This window comes from Enterococcus canintestini (genome assembly GCF_001885735.1).
Lineage (GTDB): Bacteria > Bacillota > Bacilli > Lactobacillales > Enterococcaceae > Enterococcus_C > Enterococcus_C canintestini.
Map to the genome: position 1 here is coordinate 1 of NZ_JXKG01000027.1, position 15,427 is coordinate 15,427.

At 36.0% G+C, this 15,427-nt stretch carries 16 protein-coding genes and 2 pseudogenes; 1 reads left to right on the forward strand and 17 read right to left on the reverse strand.

What is annotated here, in order from left to right; genetic code table 11:
- Positions 1-237: 237 nt before the first annotated feature.
- The 11 genes and pseudogenes from RU96_RS11420 to RU96_RS11465 all read right to left on the reverse strand — a co-directional run bounded on the left by RU96_RS11420 (position 238) and on the right by RU96_RS11465 (position 8,148).
- Positions 238-585 carry a type II toxin-antitoxin system PemK/MazF family toxin gene (locus tag RU96_RS11420; RefSeq protein ID WP_071865639.1) on the reverse strand — a complete coding sequence of 116 codons (348 nt, stop codon included), beginning with the start codon at positions 583-585 and terminating at the stop codon, positions 238-240.
- Positions 585-806 (reverse strand): type II toxin-antitoxin system PemI/MazE family antitoxin, encoded by a 222-nt coding sequence (gene mazE, locus RU96_RS11425; RefSeq protein WP_071865640.1) that lies wholly within the window; start codon positions 804-806, stop codon positions 585-587. Before mazE ends, RU96_RS11420 begins: the two co-directional genes overlap by 1 nt.
- 207 nt (positions 807-1,013) lie before the next feature.
- Positions 1,014-2,132 (reverse strand): AI-2E family transporter, encoded by a 1,119-nt coding sequence (locus RU96_RS11430; RefSeq protein WP_071865641.1) that lies wholly within the window; start codon positions 2,130-2,132, stop codon positions 1,014-1,016.
- Positions 2,133-2,333: 201 nt separating this feature from the next.
- Positions 2,334-2,774, reverse strand: coding sequence for a GNAT family N-acetyltransferase (locus tag RU96_RS11435; RefSeq protein ID WP_071865642.1), 441 nt, complete (start codon positions 2,772-2,774; stop codon positions 2,334-2,336).
- Between the two features lie 68 nt (positions 2,775-2,842).
- A pseudogene (locus tag RU96_RS13265) lies at positions 2,843-2,973 on the reverse strand (metal ABC transporter substrate-binding protein); the annotation flags it as partial.
- Position 2,974: 1 nt separating this feature from the next.
- A pseudogene (locus tag RU96_RS13435) lies at positions 2,975-4,636 on the reverse strand (metal ABC transporter permease subunit); the annotation flags it as partial.
- Positions 4,633-5,352: a metal ABC transporter ATP-binding protein gene (locus tag RU96_RS11445; RefSeq protein ID WP_071865644.1), complete on the reverse strand. Its 720-nt coding sequence runs from the start codon at positions 5,350-5,352 to the stop codon at positions 4,633-4,635. The pseudogene RU96_RS13435 and the gene RU96_RS11445, both read right to left, overlap by 4 nt.
- A 136-nt stretch (positions 5,353-5,488) precedes the next feature.
- Positions 5,489-6,352 (reverse strand): sce7725 family protein, encoded by an 864-nt coding sequence (locus tag RU96_RS11450; protein ID WP_071865645.1) that lies wholly within the window; start codon positions 6,350-6,352, stop codon positions 5,489-5,491.
- A complete protein-coding gene (locus tag RU96_RS11455; protein WP_071865646.1) occupies positions 6,352-7,023 on the reverse strand; it encodes a hypothetical protein in 672 nt (223 codons plus the stop codon). The genes RU96_RS11450 and RU96_RS11455 overlap by 1 nt, the downstream gene beginning before the upstream one ends.
- A gap of 130 nt (positions 7,024-7,153) precedes the next feature.
- Positions 7,154-7,498, reverse strand: a complete 345-nt coding sequence (locus RU96_RS11460; protein WP_071865647.1) for a hypothetical protein — start codon at positions 7,496-7,498, stop codon at positions 7,154-7,156.
- Entirely contained in the window at positions 7,495-8,148 is a 654-nt protein-coding gene (locus tag RU96_RS11465) for an endonuclease III domain-containing protein (protein WP_071865648.1), read from the reverse strand. The genes RU96_RS11460 and RU96_RS11465 overlap by 4 nt, the downstream gene beginning before the upstream one ends.
- Positions 8,149-8,209: 61 nt before the next feature.
- Here RU96_RS11465 and RU96_RS11470 point away from each other — a divergent pair, with 61 nt between their 5' ends.
- On the forward strand, positions 8,210-8,770 hold the full coding sequence (locus tag RU96_RS11470) for an SOS response-associated peptidase (RefSeq protein WP_071865649.1): 561 nt from the start codon (positions 8,210-8,212) through the stop codon (positions 8,768-8,770).
- A gap of 62 nt (positions 8,771-8,832) precedes the next feature.
- Here the strand turns inward: RU96_RS11470 and RU96_RS11475 are convergent, their stop codons facing one another.
- The 6 genes from RU96_RS11475 to RU96_RS11500 all read right to left on the reverse strand — a co-directional run bounded on the left by RU96_RS11475 (position 8,833) and on the right by RU96_RS11500 (position 15,411).
- Positions 8,833-10,188 carry a TrkH family potassium uptake protein gene (locus tag RU96_RS11475; RefSeq protein ID WP_211269914.1) on the reverse strand — a complete coding sequence of 452 codons (1,356 nt, stop codon included), beginning with the start codon at positions 10,186-10,188 and terminating at the stop codon, positions 8,833-8,835.
- A gap of 125 nt (positions 10,189-10,313) precedes the next feature.
- Positions 10,314-10,946, reverse strand: a complete 633-nt coding sequence (locus RU96_RS11480) for a V-type ATP synthase subunit D (RefSeq protein ID WP_071865651.1) — start codon at positions 10,944-10,946, stop codon at positions 10,314-10,316.
- A 5-nt stretch (positions 10,947-10,951) separates the two neighbouring features.
- Entirely contained in the window at positions 10,952-12,328 is a 1,377-nt protein-coding gene (locus tag RU96_RS11485; RefSeq protein WP_071865652.1) for a V-type ATP synthase subunit B, read from the reverse strand.
- Positions 12,321-14,102 carry a V-type ATP synthase subunit A gene (locus tag RU96_RS11490; protein WP_071865653.1) on the reverse strand — a complete coding sequence of 594 codons (1,782 nt, stop codon included), beginning with the start codon at positions 14,100-14,102 and terminating at the stop codon, positions 12,321-12,323. Before RU96_RS11490 ends, RU96_RS11485 begins: the two co-directional genes overlap by 8 nt.
- A gap of 15 nt (positions 14,103-14,117) precedes the next feature.
- On the reverse strand, positions 14,118-14,429 hold the full coding sequence (locus RU96_RS11495) for a V-type ATP synthase subunit F (RefSeq protein ID WP_071865654.1): 312 nt from the start codon (positions 14,427-14,429) through the stop codon (positions 14,118-14,120).
- Complete coding sequence (locus RU96_RS11500) at positions 14,419-15,411, reverse strand: V0D/AC39 family V-type ATPase subunit (RefSeq protein ID WP_071865655.1); 993 nt, start codon at positions 15,409-15,411, stop codon at positions 14,419-14,421. The genes RU96_RS11495 and RU96_RS11500 overlap by 11 nt, the downstream gene beginning before the upstream one ends.
- Positions 15,412-15,427: the final 16 nt, after the last annotated feature.

A 15,427-nucleotide genomic window follows, 5' to 3' on the forward strand; every position in this document is an offset into this window, starting at 1 on the left:
TTGAAGGGTGGTTATGATTTTTACCCAAAAAGCACTAGAAAAAGACGTTTTTCACGTCTTTTTCTAGTGCTTTTTTGAGACTTATGTCACAGCCTCTACTTTTTACGTATAGAGGCTGTCCTAAAAGCAGATTTTTCAATCAACAGAAACTGAGTCAAAATTAGAGCAACAATTTCTTAACTTCCCTGATTATCTTGAAGTTGACTACGTCTCTTACAAGCATTTTATGTCATTCATTTATTCGCCTAAAAGCTGATCAAAACTAAAAATCATCGCAACAATTTGTGCCACATTCCCTAATTCTACTAAAGTTGCGGACTCAATTTTTTTCCAACTACGGGCGTTATAGTCCAATGTTTTAACTTGTAGTGGATTTACAAATCCCTTAATTTGATGACTTTCATCTAAAGGTACAAAATGAGGCTTATTTGTACTAGTAATTGGGCAAACTGCCACTAAGCCTGTCACTGTACTATAATTTTTCGTACTAACAACAAGTGCCGGTCGCCTTTTTTGAATTTCACGCCCTGCACTGGGATCAAAATTCAATGTTATAATATCACCTTGCGCGGGATAATTACTCATTATAAAATTTCCTCTCCCTGTGGTTGCTCTTCTGGAAATCCTAAAGTAGCATCAAGTTTTTGACCTTGTTTGATTGCTTCATCAAAAATATTTTTTTTCTTTTTAATGAAGGTTATGGAGTCATCCGCACCTTTTACTGCCAGATACTCAACATTTTCTGCTATACCAAATTTCGTCGGGACAGTGAGTACAATTGCGTTACCTTGCCGTCTTGTTTTCATAGTATCCCTCCTTAAAAGTAATTACAATGTAATTATATATATAAATAGTCGTAAATACAACCCAAACACAAAGTGAATGGGCTTATTAGTGCGCAGGTTTAATTGTAAGAAAGATTAAATAGACTTTCCTTAAGCTTTATTATTCCCAAAAAAAGAACTCATCTTAACCGTAGTTTTACGGCAAGATGAGTTATAAATAAACAAAATCTATTCTTCTGACTCTTCTAAGTTAGATGCTAAGGCCTCTGTTTTTTTCAACAGATAAATTTTACGAATATTAATAATAAGTGTTTTAATGACAGCATAGACAGGAATACAAATCAACATTCCAATAATTCCAGAAACTCGTCCAGCCCCTAATAATACCAAAATAATCGTAATTGGATGCACATTTAATGACTTACCAAATAAAAGCGGCTTAATGACATTACCATCTACTTGTTGAATAACTAAAATTGAAAGTGCCATATAAAGTGCTTGCCATGGTGAAATAAATAAGCCGACAATAACAGCTGGAACTGCTCCAATAAAAGGACCCACGTAAGGAATAATATTAGTTATTCCGCAAATTAAAGCAAGCAGTAAGGAATATGGTTGTTGAAATATTGTCATGGCAATAAAACTCATAATCCCAATAATGAAAGCATCTAAGACGGTACTACTAATATAAGCCGATAATGTATCGTTTAGGTCTCGAACCGTTTGTCTTAATTCTTTACGAATTGTCCGAGGGAAAAAATTAGAAACAGCATCTAAAAAGCGATGACCATCTTTAAACATAAATAGTAAAATAAATGGCACCGTAAACAAAAGAACGAAAAACTTCGTTAAGACCGAAACAATCGAAGATAAACTTGAAGTCACACTGACAATAATAAAATTAATAATACGATTAATTGTAATATTTGCCGATTCCAATTGTTGCTCTAAATTAAAGTTTTTAAATTCATCTTGCTTAGCCAATCCATCCAACCATTGCACGAATTCATCCGCATAGGTGGGTAATTGCTGCGTTAATTGAACGGTTTGTTCAATTAATTGTGGAATCACATTCATTGCAGTGACTACAATAATAATAACCACGACTAAAAAGGATATTAAAAAGCCTAGCACGCGAGAAAATCCTCTTTTTTGTAAAAAATTAACGATTGGATCAAACATATAATATAAAAAGCCGGCAATAAAGACTGGCAGAAGCACTGCACCTACCATTTCAATGACGGGCTGAAAAATCCCCGGCATTTGCCATAAAAAATATACGCCAATAATCACGAGAACCAACTCGGCGGTCCAATAAAACAATTTTGAATTCTTAAACGACTGCATACTAAAACTCCTAATAATTTAATATCTTTATTTTAGCATAACAAATACTGGAATCGTTTTTTTACGCAAAGATTATTATAAAATTTTTGAATTTTTGCTAATAACTAATAAAATAAAAACTAACCACTCCACATGTTCTATGGTTAGTTTTTATTTTATCTGATTGACTTCTTTAAGAATTCTGTCTCTTTTTTGCTGCGATTACAATAAATCTTTTTGATAAACAAATAAAAAACGATCAAAAATATCTTCTTTAGTCCCTATTTTGTGATAACCAAATTTTTCATAGAGGCTTTTGTGGCTAGTTGCAATAAAAACTTTTTCAAAACCCAGTTCAACTGCTTTTTTTTCTGCTCTTTTTACCAGTTGTTGACTAATTTTTCTGCCACGGTATTTTTCAGCAACAAACACGACACCAATAAAAGGAGTAAGGGTTGTTTCTTTTACAATATCTTGTTTTAAAAGCGCACAAAAGCCAACGAGTTCTTTTCCGTTCCAACAGACTAAAACATTTTCCCAATCCGTTAAACTGTTGCTTTTCATTTGCTGAGCTAAATGTGCTCCTGCCTGCCAAGATACTTGTGCGATTAAGGGAATTGCTTTTTCCCATTCACTGGTGTCTTTAATCCATGTAAAGCGCATCTTCATCATCTCCTAAAAAGAGCATAGCATAAAAAAGGGCTTCACCTAGATAGGTTGAATTTTAACAATTAATCTTCTTTACCGGCTAAACCTGCAAAAATAGTTTTTAAATTTTCTTTCATCATATTATAGTAACTATCGCCTGGATTACCTGGTTCTGCAATTGAATCAGTAAAAATTTCGCCATAAATTGGAATACNTTCGCCATAAATTGGAATACCACTATCTTTAGCTACACTTTGCATCGGTTTTTTATTAACGGAACTTTCGACAAATAAAGATTTAACATTGGATCCTTTTAACTGATTAACTAAAGTTGTAATTTGCTCTGGTGTACCTTCTTCTTCGGTATTGATCTCCCAAATATAAGCAGAGGGAATATCATAGGCTTTTGAAAAGTATTTAAAACATCCCTCACTTGTTACAATCAGTTTCTCATCTTGTGTTAAAGTAGCAAACTGTTCTTTAGCTACTTTATCTAAAGCGGTTAATTTTTGTTCATACTCTGCTAAGTTATGACGGTAGGTCTCTTTGTTGGCTGGATCTTTTGCCATTAACGTTTTTGCAATATTTTGCGCATAGATAATCCCATTTTCAATATTTAGCCATGCATGGGGGTCTTCTTTGCCGTGTCCATCCCCTTCTAAATAAATAATATCGACACCATCACTGACAGCAAAATAATCTTTGTTTTCCTTTTTTTGACCATTTTTCATTAATTTAGTAAACCAGCCATTGCCCCCTGTCTCGAGATTTAGCCCATTATAAAAAATTATATCTGCTTCTTGGGTGCTTCTTACATCTTTTGCTAGCGGTTCATATTCGTGAGGATTTTTTCCCACCGGAACAATACTGTGTAAGTTAACCTTATCACCGGCAACTTCTTTCACCATATCTGCAATAATAGAATTTGTCGCGACCACTGCCATCTTATTTTCAGCCGCACTCTCATTAGGCGCTAGAAAACGTTGATAACTAAATACCCCTATGACAAGGAGCACTCCTGCGGCCAAGATGCCATAAATTTTTTGTTTCGTTTTTGTTTGTTCGACTTTTTTTGGCGATAAGAAAAAGCCAATTAAAAACATTGTGGCAGCAGTTAAAACAATTGCTGATCCGGCGGCAATATTAAAACTATAACCGATAAACAAGCCGATAAGTGAAGATAGGCCTCCTAAAGTTGCTGCTAAAATAATCATATATTTTAATCTTTTAGTAAATAAATACGCGGTGGCAGCAGGCGTAATTAAAAGCGCCACGACTAAAATAGTCCCCACACTTTGCATCGCAGTCACAGAAACGAGCGTCAGCATTAACATCAGTAAATAATGATACACGTTAACTCTCATTCCAAAAGCTTTACCCATCATCGGATCAAAAGAGCTCAAAAGCAGCGGGCGATAAAAAATGACTAAAAGTAATAAAACTACAGCAGCAATCCCAAGTGTAATCCATTTGTCTGTATCTTGAACAGCTAATACATTACCAAATAAAATATGAAATAAATCAGTGGAACTATTCGCCACGCCAATTAAAATGACACCTAAAGCTAAAAAGGAACTAAAAGTAATTCCAATAGCAGTATCACTTTTGACCGTACTGTTATTTGCAATATAGGTAATAATCAAACTCGCCAAAATACCAAAGATGACTGCACCAACAAAAAAGTTAATGCCTAAAATATAAGATAATGCTACTCCTGGTAAGACAGCATGGGAAATGGCGTCTCCCATAAGTGACATCCCCCGCAAAATAATAAAACAACCAATGGCTCCTGCAACAATTCCAATTACAATTGACGTAATAAGCGCGTTTTGTAAAAAATGATAGTCTCTTAAGCCTTCGATAAAATGTACTATCATGTTAAATCACCTCCAATAAATAGATAATCTCCATATGCTTCTTTTAAATACTGTGAAGTAAAAACCTCTTTTACTGGACCATAAGCGATCTTTTTTTGTTTTAACAATAAAATTTCGTCAAAATAATCGGAAACTTTACTCAAATCGTGATGAACAATAAAAATAGTTTTACCTTTTTGCTTTAAGCTACGCAACAGTTCCATAATAATTTGTTCACTTGTTGTATCGATGCCGACAAAGGGTTCATCCAAAAAAATTAGCTTTGCATCTTGGACAAGTGTGCGTGCTAATAAAACGCGTTGAAACTGGCCGCCAGAAAGTTCACCAATTTGACGACTCGAAAAGTCTTGCATGTCTACCGCTTTTAAAGCGGTATTGACTTTTTCTAAATGATTTTTCATCCGCTGCCAAGGTTTTAAATGGGGATATAAACCTAAAGCTACTACTTCAGATACTGTAATTGGAAATGTATAATCAATCGCACTTTTTTGTTCGACATAAGCTACTTCTTTTTGATTTTTAGCTAACGGTTCTCCTTGGTACAAAACATTCCCACTGGCTGGAATCAATTTTAAAGCAGCTTTTAAAAAAGTAGATTTACCCGCACCGTTTGGCCCTAAAATGCCTACAATGGTCGGTTTATTGACGCTAAAACTGACCTGATTGACTGCGATTTGTTGATTGTAGGCTGCTGTTATATTTTCAAAGCGTATCATTTCTCCACCTCATTTTATTTTTAGGCTAACCTAAATAATTTATTTTTATCAGTATAGCGAATTTTTTATTTTTCGGCAAGCCTAACTTTTTAAAAAGTAAAAAAAGACGTGATTTTATAATCACGTCTTTTAAAAATTATTCGCTTTGTTGGTCAAAAAAACGACTCATCAATTCCAGATGGTGCATCACACTGGCCTTTCGTAACACTCCCATACCAGGAAATTTTTTCTTAAAGTAATTTTCTTTTAAAAGCTTTAATCCACTTGTATCTATTTGCCTTTGCAATGGAACAAACTCCAATACTTCAGCCATTACAGCAAAAAAGCGACTCGCAAAATCCGGCAACTCATCTTCTGGCGAAACAAAGTGATGAATACGTAATTGTTTATCAGCAGTAAAGTAGATTAAATGTAAGACGATCTCTCTTGTTGGATAGCTTTGCTCATAATAAATCCGACTATCAATCGAAAAGTCGCTAAATCCTACAAAACCCCTTTTTGAAAAGGTTAGGTGAGTAGTACTAAAAATTTCATCCGGTATTACCCGATAATAGTTTGCTTTTAAGCGTAAAAAATGATCTTCAGATAAAACTAGAGGTCCTTTTATGTGTTGTAATAAACGAAATTCCATTGGAGCAATAGTCGGTACTTCTAACTGAATGTTACCATTTTCTTTTAAAGACTCGGCGTTTTGTGCAATCAAGAGTTGTGCATCTTTTAAATCATCACTTACACCAGTTAACAGACGCGCTTTTTTATTGGTGATATGTTGCAACTTTTCTTGGCCTGAAACGGTTAAAAAATCTCCCGCCTGAGGATTGGCAATCAGTGAAAAGGGTTGTTTTACAGCTTCAAATTGTTTGATCAATTTAAATAAGGCCGGATTATCTTTAACTGGTTCAATAACTGGATGAATTGCAGCACTCAATTTATTTTCTTCACTTAATTGTCGTAAAGCCAACAAATCAAATTGTTTTCCTCGCAAATAAGGATAATACATTACGCATCCTCCAACAGCCGTTTTTCAAGCTGAAAATAGGCAGCTCGAGTGGCCTCAAGTTCTTCTTTTAAAGCCTCGACAGCTTGGTTTTGCGTGTCTGTAATAAATCGGTCATAGTAATTGTTACTACCACCAAAAAGGTCATAATCTTTTTGACGTCTTTTCAATTCTTTATACAACTGCTGAGTTCCAAAAACACGCAATCCTCTTTCGGTTTGTTTCGCTTTGCTGACTTCTCTTGCTTGGGCTGTAATTAGTCGATATAAAAGTTCATTCTCGTTTACTTGTAAAGTTTGACGTTGCGCTTTTTTTATCGTTTCAAAATATCCCGGCACTTCATATTCTGAATCATCTAAATAAGGATGAAAAAGTAATACGCCGATATGAACAGGTATTTCTTCTTTCACTTGTTCATAGAGTGCTTGAGGCAAAACAAAATAGTTCAAATGCCCGACAAAAGACAACTTCGCTGTACTTCTAAAATCTGCTTTCGTTACTTTTAACTCGTAACAGCGCCACTCAAATGTTTGATTAGGCAAAATTTTACATGCAAGCGTATCGACAATTCCTTGATCATCTGGCATAACTACCTCTTCAATTACTACGTCACCTTTTTGGCGACAATGAAAATACAGTGCTTCTTCCATTGCCAAAGTTAGTGCGGTTTTCATAATATCCCTCATTTACTACAGTACGCTTATGGCACGTAATTTAGTCTTTTTTATAAAAGATACTTTTTAATAACTTTTATCTTAGATTGATCACTAACCCAGTATAGAACGTTTGTTCGCAAAAGTGAAGTTAATTTTTCCATAAATAAGTAATATCGGCTAAAATATTTTGGGCATCCGTTAATTCTTTAAATGGAATTTGAATTATTTCGCTTGGAACTTCTAAGACAATAGTTGATGTATCAATTCTGACATGAACTTGTTCAGGTGCAATAAAAATGTGCGTAAATTCATCTAACGAAACGTTTGGAGTCACAATATATAGCCCTTTTTGGCTAATTAGGCAAAATCTTTCATCGCTTGTTTCGTTTAATAAAAAAGTCATTAATTCTTCTTCTGACATAATCGAATCAGCATAGGCTTGCAATAATAAAAACTGCTGAGTCTTTTTAAAAACGCTAAAAAAGGGATTCAAATTTCTTCCTCCTTTCGTAAATTTATTTTTGTGTGGGCTAAAAAGCTGTCGGAAAATTTATTACCTTTTAAAAAAACTTTGCCAAACTCATCGATTAATCCATGAAATTCCTGCGCCTCCGTTAACGTGAAACCAGTAAGATTGACTAATCTTTTTAAAGACTGATAATTTGAAAGCCCGGGAGTTCCTAAATTGGTAAAAAGACGTCTGGCATACGTGTCTGAGACAAATACTGGGACATCAAAAACATATAGCATTAATACATCAGCCGTTTCTTCCCCAATACCATGAAGATTGAGTAACTCATTTCTTAGATCCTCTCCATAATAATCACGAATTTTTATAAAATCTGTATCAAACCGTAGTAACCAATTAAAGACTTCGTGAATTCCCCGGCTTTTATTTTTAAAAAAGCCACTCGGACGAATAACTTCTTGTAGCTTTTCTAAAGGCAATGCAACAATTTTCGCACTTGAAAATTCGGTTTCTTTTTTTAAGTTTTTTAAAGATAGCGCCGCGTTTTGCCAATTAGTATTTTGGACTAAAATCGCCCCTAATACTATCTCTTCTTTTGAATCAGCCGGCCACCAACCTTGCGGCCCCATCTGTTGAAACATTTTTTGATATAATGCATATAGCTGTTGATTCAAATAATCACCTCTTCTTTATTATAGCGTAACTAAAAAATAAAGCTGGAAAGGAGTCTTTTTTATGTGTGGTCGTTACCTCTTTGACTTAAAAACGTTGGAACTAGAGAAATATTACAGTCAATTACAAGAATTAGGAAAAACTGGGGAGGTTTTTCCTAGCGAAAAGGTGCTAACTATCGCTACTACTAAAAATGGTCAAATTAGTCTAGGGCTCACCAATTGGGGCTTTACCACCGATAAAAATAAAAGCCGCATTATTAATGCCCGCAGTGAGACTGTCACGGAAAAACCATTATTTGCCGATAGTTTTCGAAGGCATCGTTGTGTCTTTCCAATGACTGGTTTTTATGAGTGGGATAACGCAAAAAATAAATTATTGTTTATTCCACCAACTGATGAAGCTATTTATGTCGGTGGTTTTTACCGCGAACATCAAGGTGAATTAGAATCAATTATTTTAACGACTACGCCTAATGAGGTAGTGGCACCTATCCATAATCGCATGCCATTAATTATTAAAAAAGCAGACATTCGCTCCTGGTTAAAAGATGAGCAATTTGCCATTGATTATCTTAAGCAATCACTTGATACTGCTTTAATCGTAAAAAAAAGTATGTCGTAAAGTGCACGACATACTTTTTCACAATGTTTAGTTTACATATTCAAATTATTGACAACTTAATACTAGCCAATTAAAACTGATTCTTCGGGATATTTAAAGTGTTGTTCTTGTTGACGTGCTTTGGCAATCAGTGAGAATAATACTGTCATAATTCCAACTCTACCAATAAACATTAAAGAAATAATAATTACCTTGCCTATAATACTAAGCTCTGGTGTTAATCCCATCGTTAATCCTACCGTCCCAAAGGCTGAAATCACTTCAAAAACAATATATTCTAAGCCTAGACCATCTACGTCGGGAATTTTTTCGGTTACCGATAAAATCATCGTAGCAAAAATGCATAAGGTAAGTGTAATAAAAAATAGCGTTAATGCTCTAAAAATGGCATCAGCGGGAATAGTCCGACCGCTAAATTCGGCCCGATTTCTTCCTTTTAAAATACTTTTCATCTGAATTAGTAAAACGCCAAATGTTGTCGTCTTTAAACCACCAGCAGTTGAACCTGATGTACCGCCAATGTACATTAAAACAATGGTTAAAATTAAGCCGGCATGGCTCATTTCAAAATAGTTTACCGAATAATAGCCTGCCGTTCGCGGAGTAACCGCCATAAACATCGTATTAAAGAAGCGTTGTAACTCATTTCCAGCTACGAGAAAATGGCCATTGTGCTCGGTTACATAAAAACCCAGTGTTCCAAAGAATAAAAGACTCCCAGTCATTAGTAACGCAATTTTAGAATGTAAAGACAAGCGTTTTTGCTTGCGATAACGAATTAAGTCAAACCAGACTAGAAAACCAAGTCCACCCGCAATAATTAAAATCATGATGACAAAAAGGAGCCAAATGTCCTGTTGATCATTAGCCAAACTATCACCTAAAAGATCAAACCCCGCATTACAAAAACTAGAAACAGAATGAAAGATACTAAACCAAATACCTTTTAACCATCCATATTTTGGTACAAAAGAAAAGCTTAAAGCAAAACTTCCTAAACTTTGAATAATAACAGAAGTTAAAAGGATGTACCGCATTAAATTGACACTACCATTCATTTGCTCCAAGTTAAGGGCATCTTTTAAAATCATCCGCGTTCGTAAATTGATTTTCTTTTTGGCAATCATAAAAAAGAAAACTGGTAAGGACATAAAGCCTAATCCTCCTGTTTCAATCATGACTAAAATGACAAATTGACCAAAAGGAGTCCAGTGTTCAGCTGTATTGACTGTTGTTAATCCGGTCACACAAGTCGCTGACGTAGCTGTAAATAAAGCGTCAATAAAAGACGTCACTTCCCCTGTCCGACTGGAAATAGGTAACATCAATAATAATGAGCCCACCAAAATCACGGTTGCAAAGCCCAATGAAATTAGCTGGGGCGTCGCTAAGCGGATTTTTTTTAATTGTTTCAACAAACTAACCTCCACCCTACCCAATCAAACTTAGTGATAGGAAATATAATTGGGTAAACATTTTATTACCTCTGATTGTACCAGATAAATAAAAAAAAGTTTCCGCTTTTAAACGGAAACTTTTTTCGTTAATTGCGATTCATGTTTTTTATTTTAATCATTCGTGTTACTTCAGAGCGCTCATTTTCTTCAAGCTTCATTTTAATGTAGTAAATTGTTTCTTCAAGTTCAGGAATTGTCATATATTCCAATGCATTCACACGACGTCGGGTTTTTTCAATCTCACTTGCCATCAGCTGACATGTTTTTTCGATTTCTGTTAACGCCAATAATTTGGGTAAAACCGTCTTAAAACGTTCAATTGCATTATCTAGCGGTACATTGGAATTAATATAGCCATATTCTAAAGGCGCTTTGAAAATATCTTCATCATAATGAAAGTTTAAAACTGGAACTTCCACGCTCATAATATTTTTTTGATCCATTTCAAGTTCCACCCGCGTTGCTGGTAGAATGAAAAGTTCTTCAATAAAAGCTTCGTTTAACGTCACATTAGCTAAACGAAAAGCGCGCATCGCACTTTCCATCATCTGCTCAACGGCTTGACGTAAATGATTGTTTTCTTTGACCATTAAAATAAAGCGGCGCATCAGTTCATCTTGTTTATCTTTTAGTAATTTATGTCCTCGCTTAGCGGTTGTTAGCTGCTTTTGTAGCCGGGCTAACTCCATTCGCGTTGGATTCACATTTAAACGCGCCATCTAAATTACCCCTTTTCTGGCAAATACTTTTCAATCATATCGTCTTTAATTCGTTTTAATTCAGTTTTTGGCAAAATACTCAATAATTCCCAACCTAAATCAAGCGTCTCAATAATCGAACGATTTGTTTCATAGCCTTGGTTCACGTATTCAGTTTCAAAACGTTCCGCAAATTGGGCATAAATTTTATCTACATCAGATAAAGCAGAATCCCCTAAAACTACGGCCAATTCTTTTGCTTGTTTTCCTTGAGCATAAGCTGAGAATAATTGATTCATCGTAGCTGCATGGTCTTCTCTAGTTTTGCCTGGTCCAGTCCCTTTATCTTTTAAACGAGATAGAGATGGTAAGACATCAATTGGGGGCTTAATGCCACTTTTATATAAATCACGGGACAAAATAATCTGACCTTCAGTGATATATCCCGTCAAATCGGGAATTGGATGTGTTTTGTCATCTTCAGGCATGGTTAAGATTGGAATCTGTGTTACAGAACCTTTCAACCCTTTGATTCTACCTGCGCGTTCATACAAAGTAGCTAAATTGGTGTATAAATAACCTGGATAGCCACGACGACCAGGGACTTCGCGACGTGCAGCTGAAATCTCACGTAACGCCTCACAGTAATTGGTCATATCAGTCATAATGACTAAGACGTGCATACCTTTTTCATAAGCGAGATATTCCGCCGCAGTAAGAGCCATCCGTGGTGTGGCGATTCGTTCAATTGCCGGATCATTCGCCAAGTTCATAAAGACCACAGAGCGATCAATCGCACCAGTTTTACGGAAATCTTCCATAAAATATTCTGCTTCTTCAAAAGTAATTCCGATACCAGCAAAAACCACGGCAAAATCATCTTCTGTATTTAAAACAGATGCTTGTCTGGCAATTTGAGCAGCTAATTCTTTATGAGGCAAACCTGAACCAGAAAAGACAGGTAATTTTTGTCCTCGTACTAATGTATTTAGGTGATCAATCGAAGAAATACCAGTTTGAATAAATTCATCCGGATAATCTCTTGCCATTGGATTGATAACTTCACCGTTAATATCCAACATTTTCTCAGGCAAAATTTCTGGACCGTTATCTTTTGGTCGGCCTAAGCCGTCAAAAGTACGACCAATCATATCCAGCGAAACACCTAATTGTAGCGGATGGCCTAAAAAACGAACAGCAGAATCTTTTAGATTAATGCCGCCTGTCCCTTCAAAAATTTGGACCAAGGCTTTATCTTCAGAGATTTCTAAAACTTGCCCTTTACGTAGTTCACCTGTTTGTAAACGTACTTCAATTAGTTCTTCATACTTTACACCGGCGACTTTATCGACAGCCATTAAGGGGCCAACCACTTCACCAATCGTTTTATATTCTTTAATCACGGTTCATGCCCCCTTCTTGGATAATTGTTTTGATTGTTTCTTTAATTTCTTGTGCTAAAGCAGTAATTTTATTAATCTCATCTTCTGGCACATATTTCATGCGGGCAATTTTATCCCGTAATAAAACTGTTCCAGCCATGATTTCAGATAAATAAGAACCTAATTCTAACGCCCTTTCGGCTTCTTTACCAAATGATAAAATATTTGAAAGCATTTGATATTGTTTTTCCCGTGAAGTAAACGTATCTACATCATCAAAAGCGTTTTGTTGCAAGTAGTCTTCACGAATAGATTTTGTGACTTCTAGTAATAATTGATCTTTTTCAGACAAAGAATCAATTCCGACTAAACGCACGATTTCTTGTAGTTCAGATTCTTTTTGAAGTTGTCGCATTGCATCTGTTACCAGCTCAGACCAAGGAACTTGTAATTCTTGATCTAAATAATTTCCAACTTCTGTGTCATATAAAGAATAACTCTTTAGCCAATCAATCGAAGGAAAATGACGTTTTTGAGCTAAGGTTGAATCCAAGCCCCAGAAGACTTTTACAACACGTAAAGTATTTTGAGTGACCGGCTCTGAAACGTCCCCACCAGAAGGAGATACGGCACTGATTGCTGTAATACTTCCTTCACGGCCTTCTTGTCCAAGAGCAATAACTTTACCTGCACGTTCATAATATTCTGCTAACCGTGAGCCTAAATAAGCCGGATAACCTTCATCCCCTGGCATTTCTTCTAGACGACCTGACATTTCCCGTAACGCTTCAGCCCAACGAGAAGTTGAGTCTGCCATAATCGCAACAGAATAGCCCATATCTCTAAAGTACTCCGCAATGGTAATCCCAGTATAAATAGAAGCTTCTCGAGCTGCCACCGGCATATTAGAGGTATTGGCGATTAAGATTGTTCGTTCCATTAATGATTCACCAGTATTCGGATCAATTAATTCCGGAAATTCGTTCATAACGTCGGTCATTTCATTACCACGTTCGCCACAGCCGACATAAACCACTAAATCGACATCCGCCCATTTGGCAATTTGATGTTGAACGACGGTTTTACCCGCACCAAACGGACCAGGAACGGCTGCTGCCCCGCCTTTTGTAACAGGAAAGAAAGTATCAATTACCCGCTGGCCAGTAATCATAGGCGCTTGTGGGTTCATTTTTTCTTTCACTGGCCGTGCCCGCCGGACAGGCCATTTTTGTAGCATCGTAAATTCTTTGTCGCCCGTTGGTGTTTCTAGTACATAAATAACTTCATCCAAAGTAAATGATCCTGATTTGATTGCTTTAATCGTACCTGAAACGCCATTTGGTACCATAATTTTATGGGTAATAATTTTTGTTTCAGCAACAGTACCAATAATATCTCCAGTTGAAACAAAGGTTCCCTCTGATGCACTAGCAATAAATTCCCATTTTTTTTCATGATCTAACGCAGGTAATTGCACCCCACGAGTTAAAAAGTTACTTTTTGTCTGGGCCATGAAAACATCTAATGGTCGCTGAATTCCATCAAACATTTGCGAGATAATGCCAGGGCCTAATTCAACCGATAACGCTTCTCCAGTTGAACGAACAGGCTCACCCGGCCCAATTCCTGCAGTTTCTTCATAAACTTGAATGGAGGCAATATCGCCTCTCATTTCAATAATTTCGCCAACAACGCCAAGACTACCTACAAAACAAATATCTTGGATGCTGGCTTCACTCATATTTTCGGCCATTACTAAAGGACCGGATACTTTGATTATTTTGCCAACTTGCACTATTTTTTAGCTCCTTTACAAAATGTTTTGCCCGACTGCTTTTTCAACATTGTCTTGAATCATTTGGCGTCCAATGCCTAAAGTACCATCGTGATTTGGAATTAAAACAACAGACAACTTAGGATTGGACTTATATCGCTCAATTTCATCTGCAATCTTTTTACCGCATTCTTCCGTTAGATAAATAACGCCATAGCCCTCAGCTGTCATGTGACGAAAAGCTTTTAAAACAGCCTCTTTACTAGTATCAGAATAGACGGAAAACCCAAACAATTTAAAGGGTAATACAGACTCTTTATCTCCGATTACGCCAATTTTATATGTCATAGGTTATACGCATCCTCTCTTTTATTTGTTCATTCGTAAAGCCACTTCTTTTCCCAGTAACGATTAAACGTAAATTTTTTGTTTCAATTTCTTTTGCATTTAAATATGCTAATAATGGTAGTGGACCAAAAGCTTGGGTTTGAGCGGATGCAAACATTTCTGTCAACCGGTTATCTTTAATCTGATCCAAGCGAGCAAAATCAATGGTTTCACCGCCAATAGCATCTTTTAAAAGATCTGCGTATTCACTTGTTAACAGATAATCACGTAACGCTGTTATCTCTTTATCGGCAAAACTTAAGTATGTTTCTTTTGGAATACTGCCAGAGCTGGATAAAACAGCCGTTAAAAAAGCTTGACTGCGATTTTGCAACACACAACGTAATGCTGTAATAATATTAGTTAAATCGATAAACGTAATGATTTCTTGTAACAATTCCGGATAGCCCAACAGCTCACCTAAACGTCGTTGCTCTTTTAAAAAGCCACGATCGTAAATGACGTCAATTCCTTGTAAAATAGCTGATTCCAAAAGATATTCCCGCACTTCATTGATACTATCCAAAATAGAAGAAGGCAAAACTGCTGATTTCCCTGTATCAATGGCATATTTTAATTCTTCTAATGAATAAAAACCATCTGGTAAATAGAGGTGGTCAAAGTTTTCACCAATATAGTGGGCTTTTGTCAATACCTTTAAATTATGCAATGTAAAGCGCATCGTGAAGATGAAAACCACTTCAGGTACTGGTGCACGTTCCACCAATTCGCTATAACTCGCTAAAAGCTCTTTATTTAAAACCGCATCAAAATCATTGGGAAAATCAGCCGTTAAATAGTTGCCATAAACAGTTGTATTTAGAAGTTCTTTTATTTTTGGTAAATCAGCAGCAATTAATTGCTCATAAAAAGCAGGAGCTAAAATTTCGGTTTCTTTTAAACGAATGTAAGGATTCAGTTGATGATATAAATCTTGTTTCATAAACGCGCTCCTTGTC

Coding starts and splice junctions, on each gene's coding strand:
- RU96_RS11495 (WP_071865654.1), bottom strand. CDS start 14,429: ATGACATATAAAATTGGCGTAATCGGAGATAAAGAGTCTGTATTACCC.
- RU96_RS11480 (WP_071865651.1), bottom strand. CDS start 10,946: ATGGCGCGTTTAAATGTGAATCCAACGCGAATGGAGTTAGCCCGGCTA.
- RU96_RS11450 (WP_071865645.1), bottom strand. CDS start 6,352: ATGTATTATCCTTATTTGCGAGGAAAACAATTTGATTTGTTGGCTTTA.
- RU96_RS11435 (WP_071865642.1), bottom strand. CDS start 2,774: ATGCGCTTTACATGGATTAAAGACACCAGTGAATGGGAAAAAGCAATT.
- RU96_RS11470 (WP_071865649.1), top strand. CDS start 8,210: ATGTGTGGTCGTTACCTCTTTGACTTAAAAACGTTGGAACTAGAGAAA.
- RU96_RS11430 (WP_071865641.1), bottom strand. CDS start 2,132: ATGCAGTCGTTTAAGAATTCAAAATTGTTTTATTGGACCGCCGAGTTG.
- RU96_RS11420 (WP_071865639.1), bottom strand. CDS start 585: ATGAGTAATTATCCCGCGCAAGGTGATATTATAACATTGAATTTTGAT.
- mazE (WP_071865640.1), bottom strand. CDS start 806: ATGAAAACAAGACGGCAAGGTAACGCAATTGTACTCACTGTCCCGACG.
- RU96_RS11500 (WP_071865655.1), bottom strand. CDS start 15,411: ATGAAACAAGATTTATATCATCAACTGAATCCTTACATTCGTTTAAAA.
- RU96_RS11455 (WP_071865646.1), bottom strand. CDS start 7,023: ATGAAAACCGCACTAACTTTGGCAATGGAAGAAGCACTGTATTTTCAT.
- RU96_RS11445 (WP_071865644.1), bottom strand. CDS start 5,352: ATGATACGCTTTGAAAATATAACAGCAGCCTACAATCAACAAATCGCA.